This window comes from Rhizobium sp. BE258, from assembly GCF_031457345.1.
GTDB lineage: Bacteria > Pseudomonadota > Alphaproteobacteria > Rhizobiales > Rhizobiaceae > Rhizobium.
This window is the reverse complement of sequence record NZ_JAVDWL010000001.1, coordinates 957,423-970,185: the sequence shown is the minus strand read 5'-3', so window position 1 is coordinate 970,185 and position 12,763 is coordinate 957,423. Positions and strand designations below refer to the sequence as shown.

The 12,763-nt window shown below is 61.8% G+C and carries 13 protein-coding genes; 9 read left to right on the top strand and 4 right to left on the bottom strand.

What is annotated here, in order from left to right; genetic code table 11:
• Nucleotides 1-51: 51 nt before the first annotated feature.
• Genes thiM through thiD form a run of 3 tightly spaced genes read left to right on the top strand, consistent with a single transcriptional unit; the run spans nt 52 to nt 2,296 of the window.
• Nucleotides 52-855, top strand: coding sequence for a hydroxyethylthiazole kinase (gene thiM / locus J2X43_RS04530; RefSeq protein ID WP_112389000.1), 804 nt, complete (start codon nt 52-54; stop codon nt 853-855).
• On the top strand, nt 852-1,487 hold the full coding sequence (thiE, locus tag J2X43_RS04525) for a thiamine phosphate synthase (RefSeq protein WP_112388401.1): 636 nt from the start codon (nt 852-854) through the stop codon (nt 1,485-1,487). Before thiM ends, thiE begins: the two co-directional genes overlap by 4 nt.
• Nucleotides 1,484-2,296, top strand: a complete 813-nt coding sequence (gene thiD, locus J2X43_RS04520) for a bifunctional hydroxymethylpyrimidine kinase/phosphomethylpyrimidine kinase (RefSeq protein ID WP_112388402.1) — start codon at nt 1,484-1,486, stop codon at nt 2,294-2,296. The genes thiE and thiD overlap by 4 nt, the downstream gene beginning before the upstream one ends.
• Nucleotides 2,297-2,327: 31 nt before the next feature.
• Here the strand turns inward: thiD and J2X43_RS04515 are convergent, their stop codons facing one another.
• From J2X43_RS04515 to J2X43_RS04500, 4 genes are all read right to left on the bottom strand, one after another.
• The gene (locus tag J2X43_RS04515) at nt 2,328-2,936 is read right to left on the bottom strand and encodes a YdeI family protein (RefSeq protein WP_112388403.1); all 609 of its coding nucleotides are present in this window, start codon (nt 2,934-2,936) and stop codon (nt 2,328-2,330) included.
• 66 nt (nt 2,937-3,002) lie between these two features.
• Complete coding sequence (locus tag J2X43_RS04510) at nt 3,003-3,851, bottom strand: carbohydrate ABC transporter permease (RefSeq protein ID WP_112388404.1); 849 nt, start codon at nt 3,849-3,851, stop codon at nt 3,003-3,005.
• Nucleotides 3,844-4,782, bottom strand: coding sequence for a carbohydrate ABC transporter permease (locus tag J2X43_RS04505; protein ID WP_112388405.1), 939 nt, complete (start codon nt 4,780-4,782; stop codon nt 3,844-3,846). Before J2X43_RS04505 ends, J2X43_RS04510 begins: the two co-directional genes overlap by 8 nt.
• Before the next feature lie 71 nt (nt 4,783-4,853).
• Nucleotides 4,854-6,161 (bottom strand): ABC transporter substrate-binding protein, encoded by a 1,308-nt coding sequence (locus J2X43_RS04500; protein WP_112388406.1) that lies wholly within the window; start codon nt 6,159-6,161, stop codon nt 4,854-4,856.
• Nucleotides 6,162-6,366: 205 nt separating this feature from the next.
• Here J2X43_RS04500 and J2X43_RS04495 point away from each other — a divergent pair, with 205 nt between their 5' ends.
• The 6 genes from J2X43_RS04495 to J2X43_RS04470 all read left to right on the top strand — a co-directional run bounded on the left by J2X43_RS04495 (nt 6,367) and on the right by J2X43_RS04470 (nt 12,760).
• Entirely contained in the window at nt 6,367-7,566 is a 1,200-nt protein-coding gene (locus tag J2X43_RS04495; RefSeq protein WP_112388407.1) for an ROK family transcriptional regulator, read from the top strand.
• Nucleotides 7,567-7,599: 33 nt separating this feature from the next.
• Entirely contained in the window at nt 7,600-8,700 is a 1,101-nt protein-coding gene (locus tag J2X43_RS04490) for a Gfo/Idh/MocA family protein (RefSeq protein ID WP_112388408.1), read from the top strand.
• A gap of 18 nt (nt 8,701-8,718) precedes the next feature.
• Nucleotides 8,719-9,360 (top strand): ThuA domain-containing protein, encoded by a 642-nt coding sequence (locus tag J2X43_RS04485; protein WP_112388409.1) that lies wholly within the window; start codon nt 8,719-8,721, stop codon nt 9,358-9,360.
• A 184-nt stretch (nt 9,361-9,544) separates the two neighbouring features.
• Nucleotides 9,545-10,027 (top strand): GNAT family N-acetyltransferase, encoded by a 483-nt coding sequence (locus J2X43_RS04480; RefSeq protein ID WP_112388410.1) that lies wholly within the window; start codon nt 9,545-9,547, stop codon nt 10,025-10,027.
• 21 nt (nt 10,028-10,048) lie between these two features.
• A complete protein-coding gene (locus J2X43_RS04475; protein WP_112388411.1) occupies nt 10,049-11,071 on the top strand; it encodes a glycoside hydrolase family 3 N-terminal domain-containing protein in 1,023 nt (340 codons plus the stop codon).
• Between the two features lie 39 nt (nt 11,072-11,110).
• Nucleotides 11,111-12,760, top strand: coding sequence for an ABC transporter substrate-binding protein (locus tag J2X43_RS04470; protein WP_112388412.1), 1,650 nt, complete (start codon nt 11,111-11,113; stop codon nt 12,758-12,760).
• Nucleotides 12,761-12,763: the final 3 nt, after the last annotated feature.

Genomic DNA, 12,763 nt, shown 5'->3' with positions numbered 1-12,763 from the left:
TTTCGTTCGTCCGGCCTCCGGCGTCTTGCCCCGCCCCACAAGGGACGCAAGATGACGACTTCGAGATCACCCGGACAATTGCTGACCGCGCTGCGCGCCGCGCCGCCGCTCGTTCACTGCATCACCAACTATGTCGCGATGAACATCGCCGCCAATGTCGTGTTGGCCGCGGGCGCCTCGCCCGCCATGGTGCATGCCGAAGAGGAAGCCGGTGAATTCGCGGCGATATCCGGGGCATTGACGATCAATATCGGCACGCTGTCGCCCGCCTGGGTGAGCGGCATGAAACAGGCGGCGAAGGCCGCTGCCCGCAACGGCAAGCCCTGGGTGCTGGATCCGGTCGCCCATTACGCGACGGGCTACCGCCGGGAGAGCGTTGCGGCGCTGCTCGATCTCAATCCGGCAATCATCCGCGGTAATGCTTCCGAGATCATCGCGCTTGCCGGCAGCGAAAGCCGCGGCCAGGGCGTCGACAGCCGCGATCCCGTCGAGCAGGCGGAAGGTGCCGCCCGCAGCATTGCCGCCCAGTATGGTGCTGCCGTTGCGGTCACCGGTCCGATCGATTTCGTCACCGATGGCGCGCGTGCTGTCAGGATCGCCGGCGGCTCGGCCCTCATGCCGCAGATCACCGCGCTCGGCTGCTCGCTGACCTGCCTGACCGGCGCCTTTGCCGCGATTGCGCCCGAGGAGACTTTCGATGCGACAGTCGCAGCGCTGGCAATGTTTGCCGTCGCCGGCGAACAGGCAGCGCTGGAAGCGAAAGGCCCCGGCTCCTTCTCCTGGCGTTTCCTTGATGCGCTCGCGGCACTCGACGGTCCGGGCCTCGACCAGGCGGCAAGGATCAGCCCGGCGTGAAGACCTTCGATCTTTCCCTCTATCTCGTCCTCGATCCGCATCTCTGTGCCGGATACGGGCTTGTCGAAACCGCGCGTGCCGCCGTTGCCGGCGGGGCGACCATCGTGCAACTGCGCGACAAGACGGCGGACACCCGGCAAATGATCGAAACCGGCCGGGCTTTGCAGCATGTGCTCACGGGCAGCAACGCGCTGCTCATCGTCAACGACGATGTCGAGGCGGCGATCGCGCTCGGTGCCGACGGATTGCATATCGGCCAAGATGATCTCGGCGCGATTGAAGCTCGCCGGAAGATCGGGCCGGACATGATCCTCGGCCTGTCGGTCGAGACGGCGGCGCTTGCCGCCGCGGTGGATCCCGCCATCGTCGATTATGCCGGAATCGGCCCGGTCTTTGCCACCGCGACGAAGCCTGACCATAAGCAACCGATCGGCCTGACAGGTCTGGCCGATCTCGTTCGTGCCTGCCCGGTTCGCTCCGTAGCGATCGGCGGGCTGAAGGCCGAGCATGTCGGCCCGGTGCTTGCCACCGGCGCCGAGGGCCTTGCGGTCGTCTCGGCGATCTGCGGCCAGCCCGATCCGCAGGCGGCGACCGCAGCCATCGCAGCCAGCATCAGAAAGGCACGCTCATGATCCGTAACGTCCTCTCGATTGCCGGGTCCGACCCCTCGGGCGGCGCCGGCATCCAGACCGATCTCAAGGCTTTCTCGGCGCGTGGCACCTATGGCATGGCCGTGCTGACGGCGCTGACCGCACAGAACACGACGGGCGTTTCTGCCGTGCAGACGGTCTCTCCGGCGTTTGTCGCTGAGCAAATCCGCATGGTTTTCGCCGATGTGCGCGTCGATGCCGTCAAGATCGGCATGATCGCCAATGCCGCGATTGCCGAGGCGGTCGCCGATGCCCTGCAGCCGCATCGCGGTATTCCCATCGTGCTCGATCCCGTCATGATCGCCAAGGGCGGCGCCACCCTCCTCGACATTGCTGCGATCGGCGCGCTAACCACGCGTCTCCTGCCGCTCGCAACGATGCTGACCCCGAACTTGCCGGAGGCGGCAGCGCTGCTCGGTGAAGGCCATGCCGAAAGCCGCGAGCAGATGCAGGATCAGGCGCGCAAGCTGCTGACGCTCGGCCCTGGAATGGTTCTCCTCAAGGGCGGCCATCTCGGCGGCAACGACAGTCCCGATGTGCTGGCGAGCGCCGATCACATCACCTGGTTCGAGGCACCGCGGGTTCCGACGAAGAACACCCATGGTACCGGATGCACTCTTTCCAGCGCTCTTGCCGCAGAGCTCGCCAAGGGCAAATCGCCGGAAGCCGCCGTTGCCATCGCCAAGCGATACCTCGCCGATGCGGTGGCGGCGGCAGGTCAACTCGGCGTCGGCTCAGGTCACGGCCCCGTCCATCACTTTCACGCCTTGTGGAACGAGCCGGACCTGTGAGACACCGGGACCGGCGAAAAAGCCGCCGGTCTCAACCCTTCTGCTTTTTTCCCTGCGGATAGATCGTCTCGCCCTTTTTGAGCATGGCGACGAAGCTCTCGATATTCCGCCTCCGGCCGGCTTCGGTCTTGATCTTGTGCATGCGGAATGCCAGCGCGAAACGGTTCTGCTCGCTGAGCTTTGCCAGCATGTCCCTCGCCTCCGGCTCGGCATCGATCGCCGCCTGCAGATCGTCGGGGATCTTCATGTTCTTGCCGCTGCCATAGGCACGGTCCCAGCGGCCGTCGGCCTTGGCGGCCTCGACCTCGCGCAGACCGTGACCGGTCATCCGGCCTTCACTGATCAGTCGTGCGACATTGTCGACGTTGATCTGGCTCCATGTTCCGTTCTTCGTGCGCCGGGTGTAGCGCTGCAAATAGCTCTTCTCATCGAGGCTCTTGCGCACCGCATCGATCCAGCCCCAGCAGAGCACGGCATCGATCGCCTCGACGGGCGTGATCGATGGCAGGCCCGAGGCCACCTTGAAGATGCGGATCCAGACCTCGTTTTCTTTATCGTGATACTTCGAAAGCCAGTCGTAGAATTCCCCGGCATTGCTGAATTCATGCACCTTGTCCGGATCGACGACGATCGGAGCCATTCGCTTTATCCCCCGTGAAGCCTGCGCCCGGCCATGGTAGCGGCCACGGCGCAAACTTCAACTCGCTCAGGACTTGACCGCTCCGGCCGTCAGACCGGCAATGATGTGTTTCTGGGCAAGGAAGAAGACGATGATGGTCGGCATGATCGTCAACGTGATGAAGGCCAGCACCAGCTGCCATTCGGTGCCGAATTCGCCGCGATAGACCATGATGCCGAGAGGCCAGGGATATTTCGATTCCGAATTGAGCATGATGAGCGGCAGGATATAGCTGTTCCAGCTGCCGACGAAGGAGATGATGCTAACCGTGGCGATGATCGGCCGCGATAGCGGTAGAGAGATGTACCAGAAGAAGCGCAGATAGCCGCAGCCATCGACGAAGGCCGCCTGGAACAATTCTTCCGGAAGGTTGCGAAAATAATTCCTAAACAAGAGAATGCTCATACCAAGGCCGAAGGCCACCTGCGGCAGCACCACGCCCCAATAGGTATCCAGCAATCCGAGATCGCGGATGCGGATGAAGAGCGGCAGAATGGCGGTGGCGGCCGGGAACATCAGCCCGAGCAGGAAATAGTTCAGCAGGAACGACGAGCCGAAGAAGCGCACATGCGCGAAGGTGAAGGCTGCCATCGACGAGACGATCAGCGTCAGCGACACTGTCAGCACCGCAATGACCAGCGAATTGAAGATCTGCAGCCAGTAGCGCTCGCCGAAAAGGATGTCAGTATAGTTCGACCATTGCCATGCGGCCGGCAGGCCGAACGGATTGACGCGCAAATCCCCCAGCGTCTTGAAGCCGCCAAGCGCCGTTGTCAGCAGCGGAATGAGCACGAGGGCGGCGATCAGCGTCAGCGAGACGTAGAGATAGACTTTCGTCCCCGTTTGCATGCGAATGGTGTCGGTCGTGTCAGTCATTGCGCATGAATATCCTTTTGTAGCCGAAGGCGAGCGTCACGCAGATGATGAACAGCACGACGCCGACGGCGCTGCCGAGGCCCACCTGCATGCGCATGACGCCGTAGGTGTAGAGGAAGGTGACCATCGTCTGCGTCGAGTTCGATGGGCCGCCGCCGGTCAGCGGCATGATCATGTCGAAAAGCTGCAGGGAGCCGATGACCGCAAAGAAGATCGACAGGCGCAGCGTCGAGCCGAGCAATGGCAGCGTGATGTAGCGGAATTTCTGCCAGCCGGAAGCGCCGTCGATATCGGCTGCTTCGAGCACGTTCTTGTCCACGGATTGAAGGCCGGCGATGAACAGCATCATGTGGAAGCCGAAGTACTTCCAGACGACGACGCCGAGCACCGCATAGATCGCCACGTCCTTGTCGGCCAGCACATAGGGGTTGGCAAAGCCGAAGAAATTGGCCGTTGCGGCAAACAGGCCATAGTCGCCGTCATAGACGAAGCGCCAGATGAGACCGGCCGCGACATCTGCCAGGACGTAGGGCAGGAAGAAGATCAGCCTGTAAGTGACGACACCCGGAATGCGGTGCGCCAGCATGGTCGAAAGCCAGATTGCCAGCGGCACCTGGATGGCGATCGAGATGATGATGATCAGGCCGTTGTTGATGAGCGCCTGGCTGAAGGCGGCATTGCGGAACAGCACCTGGAAGTTCTTGAAGGCGATGAATTCGGTTGGCGTGCCGTAGCCGTTCCACTTGTAGAAACTGTACCAGGCCGCCTCGCCCATCGGCATGATGACGAAGAGCGTGAAAAGGATCAGCGCCGGCGGCAGGAAGAGCAGCAGGATGGCCCAGCGGTCATGCGCGATCGAACTGCGGTTCTTTCGCGCGCTCTTGGAAAGGCCTTTCGCGCCGATGCCAGTTGAAACGGAAATGTCAGCCATGTGTCCTGCTTTCGCATGCGCCTGATCAGGTCCCGGCGCCTTGCGGCGCCGGGAAGAGAATGCGGAGTGGATCACTGCTCCAGTTCGAACGCGTCCTGGATCTGCTGGGCGCCATCCTTCGAACTCATCTGGCCCGAGACGATTTCGACCGAGACGTCATTGACGACGCGGCCGACGGCGGCGCCGAGATCCTGGTCGAAGAAGTTCTGGTGCCAGGTGGAACCGGCGAGCTGCTTGGCGGATTCGGCGAGCAGCGGGTTGACGACACCGTCATCGGCGCCGACAGCGACCGGCAGCAACATGGCGTTCTTCGCCATTTCCCGCTCGTTATCGGCATTCGTCAGATAGGCGAGAAAGTCGATCGCCTCCTTGGACGCCTTCTTGGTGACCACCCAGCCGTTCAGACCGCCGAGCGTATCAGTGGCTTTGCCCGCGCCGCCATCGACTGTCGGGAAGGCAAAACGGCCGATATTCTCAGGCGCCAGACCCTTGCCGTCGCCGGCATTCTTGCGCTGGTTGGCTTCGGTGTTCTCGAAGCCGAGGATCATCGCCGCCTTGCCGTCGCCGAAGACGCCGAGCGCCTGCGGCCATGTCACGCCAAGGTAGCCAGGCTGGAAGGGTTCAAGCTTGCCGAGCGCGGCGAGGTCGTCACCGGCCTTGATGATCGCCGGATCGAGGAAGCCTTCGCCCTCACCCTTCTTGGCAGCGTCGAACACCTTCTGGCCGCCTTCGCGCATGACGAGGTAGCTCCAGTAGAAGTGGATCGGCCACTTCTCACCGCCGCCACCGGCGATCGGCACGACGCCGCCATCCTTCAGCTTCTTCACGGCATCGAGGAAATTGGCCCAGCTCTTGATGTCTTCGGCTTTCACGCCGGCCTTGGCAAACAGCTCCTTGTTGTAGAAGAAGCTGACGAGGCCGACCTTGTAGGGCACGGCCCAGACCTTGCCGTCGAAGGACATGCCGTTAACGGAAGCGGGCGTGAACTGCTTGCGCAGCTTGCCGCCATCAGCGTCGAGCGCGGCCGTGACCTCCTGCAGCGCGCCGGTTTCGGACTGCTGCTTCAGGACGCCCCCGCCCCAGCTGTAGAAGAAATCGGGCACGTCGTCGGATTGCAGAAGCGTCGGCAGCTTGGCCTTGAAGGCCTCGTTTTCCAGGAACTGCATTTGGATATCGACGTCGGGATGCAGCTCTTCGTATTTCTTGACGATCTCTTCCCACTTCGCCACGAATTTCGGATCAAGCTCCAGATGTAGCCATTTGACGACAGTCTTCGCCGAAGCCGCACTGGCGCCGAGTATCAGCGAAACCCCTGCAGCGGCTGCCAGAAATGCAATGCGCTTGCCGCGAAGGGCCAGGCCCTTGTGCATATACGTCATGATTTTTCCTCCCAGGGGCTCCATCCTCACAATTTTTCCCCTATGCGGATTAATTCAACGGAGCTTGCGCACAATGTCAACCCAACTGCCCAAATTTTTGCCGTTCCGGCTTGACAGAGGCCTGTTACTGCCTGTTATTTAATTTGTAACCCGTCGAAAATATTTGGGCCACGGCCCCATTCAAGCGATTGCCCGGCTAGATTTCATGAAGACCGCAGATCCCGAATTGATGCGCGCGATCAATCGCTTGAACGTGCTGGATACGATCCGCCGCCACGGGCCGATCTCGCGTGTGGAGATCAGCGAACGCACCCAGCTGTCGACGACGACCGTTTCCGCGATCACCGCTTCGCTGCTCGACGACGGCCTCATCCTGCCGCGGCATGAAGGCGACATCCGCAACGAAGCGGCGCGCGGCAGACCGCGGGTGATGCTGGAGCTGAACCCGGATGCCGCCCGCGTCGTCGGCGCGAAGATCGCCGCCAACCGCATGATCTTCGTCGTCACCGATTTTCGTGGCGACGTGTTGTCAAAGCTGACGCTTCCGATCCGCATCGACCGGCAGCCGATCGCCGTCATCGCCGATCTCGTGGAAGACGGCGTGCGCCGCTGCGTGGTCGATGCCGGGCTCTCGCTCGAGGATGTCGATACCGTCTGCCTCGGCCTTCCCGGCGTCATCGAACATCGCACCGGTCATGTGCGCAGCAGCCCGATCTTCCGCGAGGTGAATGTCGATTTCGCCGCCGAGATGACGGCGCGACTCGGCACATCGACGATCGTCGAGAGTGACGCGCACGCCATCACGCTTGCCCATCACTGGTTCGGCAAGGCGCGCGATCTGGAAGACATGGTGCTGATTTCGCTCGAACAAACGCTGGGCCTTGGGGTGCTGCACGGCAACCAGCTGTTCCGCGGCGCGGGCGGCCTCAGCCATAATCTCGGCGACCTCGTGCTCGGCATGGGGCCGCAGGGCACGGTACGCCTCTCCACTCAGGCGGGCGAAAGCGCCATCCTCGGCGATCAACAGGCCGACGGCCGTTTTGCCGAAGCGATCCGGCTTGGCCGGGGCATGACCCACGCCCAGGCGCTGATCAAGGCCGAGGACAATACGCTGATCGCCTCGGCCATTCGCGCCGGTGAGGCAGTCGGCCTGACGGTCGCCAATATAGTAACCCTTTTCGCTCCACCGCGCGTCATCCTCGTTGGATCCAGCCTGGCGCTCGGCGAGCCGTTCCTGAACAGCCTTCGCGATGCCTATGCGGTGGCGATCCCGCCATCGCTGAAGGGCGTCACCGAACTCGTCTTCGACGATTCCAGCGACGATTTCTGGGCGCAGGGTGCTGCCGCCGTCGCGCTCTACGAACTCTATGAATCGCCCTGGAGCACCACGGGGCCAGCGCTATAGCGCTGAAACAGATACATATCCTGGGAGGAACTTATGGAAAAAGTCGGTATCGGCATCATCGGATGCGGCAATATTTCGGGCGCCTACCTGAAGGCGATGGCTTCCTTCCCGATCCTCGACATCCGGGGCGTGGCCGATCTCAACCGCGCACTGGCCGATGCGAAAGCGGCGGAATTCAATGTCCCGGCAAAGAATATCGACGAGCTTTTCGCCGATCCCAAGATCGAGATCATCGTCAATCTGACGGTGCCGAAGGCCCATGTCGCCGTTGGCCTGCAGGCGCTGGACGCAGGCAAGCACACCTATTCCGAAAAGCCGCTCGGCATTAATTTCGCGGAAGGGAAAAAATTGGCGGAAGCCGCCAAGGCGAAGAATCTTCGCATTGGCGCAGCGCCCGATACATTCCTCGGTGGCGGCCATCAGACGGCGCGGACTCTCGTCGATAGCGGCGTCATCGGCCAGCCGGTTGGCGGCACCGCGACCTTCATGTGCCCGGGCCATGAGCGCTGGCACCCGAATCCGGCCTTCTATTATGAAGTCGGCGGCGGACCGATGCTCGACATGGGGCCTTATTACATCACCGATCTCGTCAATCTCTTCGGCCCGGTCGCGCAGGTTGCCGGTTTCGCCGTGGCACCGCGCAAGGAGCGCGTCATCACCAGCGAACCGCGCAACGGCGAGAAGATCCCGGTTCACGTGCCGACCCATGTGGCCGGTGTCATGGCCTTTGCCAATGGCGCGGTCGTGCAGATCGGCATGAGCTTCGATGTTGCGGGCCACAAGCATGTGCCACTTGAAGTCTACGGTACCGAGGGCACGCTGATCGTCCCCGATCCGAACCATTTCGGCGGCGAAGTGCAGTTTTTCAAGAAGGGCGGCAGCTTCGAGACGCAGGAACTGACCTCGCCTTATGCCGATGGCAACTACCGCTCGATCGGTGTCGCCGACCTTGCCCATGCGATCCGCTCGAACCGGCCGCATCGCGCCAATGGCAGTCTGGCGCTGCATGTGCTCGAGGTCATGGAAGCGTTCCACACGGCCTCGGAAAGCGGCCGCACGGTCACCATCACCACGGCCACCGAGCGGCCCGCGCCGCTCTCGGAATCGCTCGTCGACGGGCGGCTCGCCAAATAATTTTCAGGAGGAATATGCATGCGTGAAGCACTGATCGTCTGGGGCGGATGGAGCGGCCACGAGCCGCAGGAATGCGCCGTCATCATCAAGGACATGCTCGAGGAGGACGGCTTCAAGGTCTATGTCGAGCATAGTACCGAAGCCTTCGCCGACCCTTCCGTGCACGATCTCAGCCTCGTCGTACCGATCGTCACCATGTCGAAGATCGAAAAGGAAGAGATCAAGAACCTGGCCGCGGCTGTGGAAAACGGCGTCGGCATTGCCGGTTACCACGGCGGCGCCGGCGACAGCTTTCGCGAATGCGTCGAATACCAGTTCATGATCGGCGGCCAGTGGGTCGCCCACCCCGGCAATATCATCGACTATAAAGTCAACATCACCAGGCACGATGACCCTGTCATGGAGGGGATCGTCGATTTCCCCTACACGTCGGAGCAATATTACATGCATGTCGATCCGTCGAACGAAGTGCTGGCGACGACGACCTTCACCGGCGACCATGCCTATTGGATCGACGGCGTGGTCATGCCCGTCGTCTGGAAGCGCAAATATGGCAAGGGCCGCGTCTTCTATTCCTCGCTCGGCCATCAGGCCAAGGAATTCGGCGTGCCTGAAATGAAGACCATCTTCCGCCGCGGAGCCAACTGGGCAGCGCGCTAAATCACTGATCTTGCAAGAGCCTTGGATAGCCCGGCGCAGAGCCGGGCTATTTGCGTTTTGCCGCCCCCTGCGCGGCGTTCTGTCCTCCCCCAGATTCCCTGTTGACATCCAGGATCGAAACGACGAAGTCTATGTCATTAAAAGGGGATACATTCCGTAATAACGGAATATTGGAGGACGACAGGTGCCCGACCTGCTGGTAAACCTATATTCGAAGACGCTCGACGGACTGAGATTAAAGGCCGATGAAACCGGTGTCACCATCCGTCCGGCCCTGCCGCCGGAAATGCATGTCGTTACCGCCTGGGTTCGCGAGCATTTCAGCGAGAACTGGGCGAGCGAAGTCACCGTCGCGTTTTCCCGCCAGCCCAATGCGTGCCTGATCGCCGTCGATGGCGGCAAGCTTCTCGGCTTTGCCTGTTACGACACCACGGCACGCGGCTTCTTCGGCCCGACTGGCGTGGCACCTGAAGCCCGCGGCAAGGGCATCGGCCTCGCCCTCTTTTCCGCCTGCCTACAGACGATGAAGACGCTTGGCCACGCCTATGCCTTCATCGGCGACGCAGGCCCGGTCGATTTCTACGCCAAGACCGCTGGCGCCGTACCCATCCCCGCGCCCGACAAGGGCACCTACGAAGGCATGCTCAGAAGCAAGCCGAAGACCTAAACTGATACCGGAGCATAAAGAGTGTCCAAGACCCCCCTCGCCCTTTTCGTCGGCATGCCCAATCCGACCCTGTCGGACGACGAGTTCGCGCTGTTTCGCGAAACCAATCCGCTTGGTCTCTTCGTCGGCCGCCGCAACCTGAAGACCCCCGGCGACGTCAAGGTGCTGATCGAACGCTTCCGCGAGGCTGTTGGCCGTGAGGATGCGCCTGTATTCACCGACCAAGAAGGCGGACGCGTCCAGCATCTGGATGCCGGTCCATGGCCGCTCTTCCGCAGCTTCGGCGCCTTTGCCGAGCTCGCTCAGCGTGATCTCGAACTCGCCAAGCGTGCACTTCGCCTTTCCTCCCAGGCCATGGGCGCGATGATGACCGAGCTCGGCTTGACGAGCGGCTGCTCGCCGGTTCTCGACCTGGTCTTCCCGACCACGAGCGCCGTCATCGGCGCCCGCTCGTTCGGTGCCGATCCTGACATCATCGCCGCCCTCGGCCGCGAGGTCGTCGATGGCCTGCTCGAAACCGGTAACATGCCCGTCATGAAGCACATTCCGGGCCACGGCCGCGCAACGCTCGATTCCCACAAGGAGCGCCCAGTCGTCGATGCATCGCGCGAGACACTCGAAGCCACCGATTTCAAGCCCTTCGTGGCGCTGAAGGACACGCCTTGGGCGATGGTTGCCCACGTCGTCTATACCGCCTACGACAAGGAACTGCCCGCCTCCATCTCGCCGGTCATGCATAACGTGATCCGCAAGGACATGGGCTACGAGGGCGTGCTGATCTCGGACTGCATCTTCATGGAATCGCTGCAGGGCACCATGCCGGAACGCGTCAAGCAGGTGCTCGACGCCGGTTTCGACATCGCGCTTCACAGCCATGGCGACATTCCGGAAAGCGAAGCAGCCGCCAAGGCCGCCCGCCCGCTCACAGCTGCAGCACTTGCCCGTATCGAGGCCGGCAAAGCCCGCCTCGGCAATCTCAAGATCGACGTCCGCGCTGCACATGCGGAAGTCGAGGACATGTTCAAGACCGTGCTGGCCGCCTGACCAGCCCGGTTCGCGAAGCAACCAACCAAGGGGAATAAAGTGAAAAAATACATATTCGCCGCCGCAACAGCTCTGTCACTGCTGTCCGGCACCGCCATGGCGCAAACCGTTTTGACCGCCAACATCGAACCGGCGACGACCTGGGTTCGCAACTTCAACCCGTTCAACCAGACGTCGTCGCGCCAGTCGACGCTCGACTTCATCTATGAGCCGCTGGTGATCTTCAACCGCTTCGACAGCAACAAGCCGGTCTTCCGCCTGGCCGAAAGCTTCAAGCAGTCCGACGATCTGAAGACGATCGAGTTCAAGCTGCGCTCGGGCCTCAAGTGGTCGGACGGCAAGCCGCTGACGGCTGCCGACGTCAAGTTCACCTACGAATATCTCAAGAAGTTCCCGGCTCTCGACTTCGTCAGCATCTGGAGCTTCATCACCGGCGTCGAAGCCGTCGATGGCCAGACCGTCCGCTTCACGCTGAAGGACCCGAGCTCGCTCGCCGCCGAACAGCTGTCGCAGCTGCCGATCGTTCCCGAGCACGTCTGGAAGGACGTTGCCGATCCGGTCACCTTCGCCAACGAAACCCCTGTCGGCAGCGGCCCGCTGACCGAAGTTCCGCGCTTCACCGGCCAGACCTATGACCAGTGCCGCAACCCGAACTATTGGGATGCCGAGCACCTTAAGGTCGACTGCATGCGCTTCCCGCAGCTCGCCGACAACAACCAGATCCTGACGGCGACCGCTGACGGCACGCTCGACTGGGGCGTTTCCTTCATTCCCGATATCGACAATGTCTATGTCTCGAAGGACCCTGATCACTATCACTACTGGTATTCGCCGAGTAGCATGGTGGCCTTCCTGTTCAACCAGGAAACCGCCAACGAGAGCAACAAGAAGGCCTTCAACGACGTCAAGTTCCGCCGCGCGGTCTCCATGTCGCTGGACCGCAAGACGATGATCGACGTCGCAGGCTACGGCTATCCGACGCTGAACGAAGATCCCGGCCTGATGGGCGAGCTCTACAAGAGCTGGGCGGACCCGTCCGTGAAGGCCGATTTCGGCAAGTCGGCAGCCTATGACGCCGACGCCGCCAAGGCGCTTCTCGACGAAGCCGGCTACAAGGACAAGGATGGCGACGGTTTCCGCGACAATCCTGACGGTTCGAAGATTTCCTTCACGATCATCGTGCCGAATTCCTGGACCGACTGGATCGACACCGTCAACATCGCCATCGAAGGCATGCAGGCCGTAGGCATCGACGCCAAGATCGAGACCCCGGAAGAAGCCGTCTGGACCTCTGACTTGATCGAAGGCAAGTTCGACGCCGCGATCAACAGCCTGCCGGCCTCGTCGTCGCCCTACTATCCCTACAAGCGCGCCTTCAGCGCTTCGGACAAGGGCAAGACACGCTTCACGGCGCAGCGCTGGTTCAATCCCGAGGTCGAGGCTCTCGTCACCCAGTTCACGCAGACCGCCGATCTCGGCAAGCAGAAGGAAGCGATGAACAAGGCTCAGCGTATCGTTGCCGAAAATCTGCCGATGATCCCGGTCTTCAACAACCCGAACTGGTATCAGTACAACACCAAGCGCTTCACCGGCTGGTCGACCAAGGAGAACCCCTTCGTCAATCCGTCCATCTCGCGCACCAACCCCGCTCGCCTTCTGAACCTGCTCGCTCTCGAGCCGGTAAAGTAAGCA